The organism is Methylobacterium sp. CCH7-A2, assembly GCF_001557075.1.
In the GTDB taxonomy this organism is placed as follows: Bacteria; Pseudomonadota; Alphaproteobacteria; order Rhizobiales; family Beijerinckiaceae; genus Allobosea; species Allobosea massiliensis.
In genome coordinates, this window is sequence record NZ_LSKN01000102.1 from 1 (window position 1) to 725 (window position 725).

The 725-nt window shown below is 61.9% G+C and carries 1 protein-coding gene; it reads right to left on the reverse strand.

Annotated features, from left to right (window positions below; all coding sequences use genetic code 11):
- Positions 1-50 precede the first annotated feature (50 nt).
- A partial coding sequence (locus tag AX750_RS08735) for a ThiF family adenylyltransferase (RefSeq protein ID WP_210173037.1) occupies positions 51-725 on the reverse strand: 675 nt, incomplete at its 5' end.

Below are 725 nucleotides of genomic sequence, written 5' to 3' on the forward strand. Positions count from 1 at the left end.
CCCCTTGGAATCACGAGTGCCCCAGTCGCTCAACCCTTTCGGGACGGGCTCTAAGCCGCCTCGTCCGCTCGAGCCTCGCCACAGGCGGTGCAATGCAGCTTGGACCACGGCCGATCGACCGTTCGTACGCCGCTGTGATGCTCAACATATTCAGACAGCCACGCCTCGCTCAGGCGACCACCGAGATCAACAATACGCTTGGCCGATGTGACGAGGACCCGGCTTAACGACTGCAACGGCGGCGTGAGAAGGCAGTCGAGTGCCAACTCGCTGAGCATTGCGGTCACGTAGTTGAGCTCGACCGGCCCGTATGGTTGGTAGTGCGCGCCACACGCGGGCTCTTCCTGATTGGCATCGCCGCCATCCGGCCAGTCCACAACCTTGAACGCCGGCGCGCCGGTCCGCCCGATGTGGCATTGCAGACAGCCGCCCTCGCCTGTAATTGCCACGCCGTGCCCAGCGCAGGCATGAGCCTCGGTCCACCCGTACAGAATCGGCTGCCCCCGACCTTGGGCGAGATGCCAGCGGTTGAGTGAATTCTCGGCCGCCCAGCTGCCCGTCGTCGCAACGATCAAATCTGCTGTTTCAAGGAGGTCTGGATCGTTTGCGAGCACATAGTGCAGATCGCAAACCCTGCGCTCGACCCGAAGATTGTGTTTCGGCGTGCAAGTTTGGGTCTGACTCAATCTCGCTGCAGATAAGCGGTGATCTGGCGCTGTTTTCCA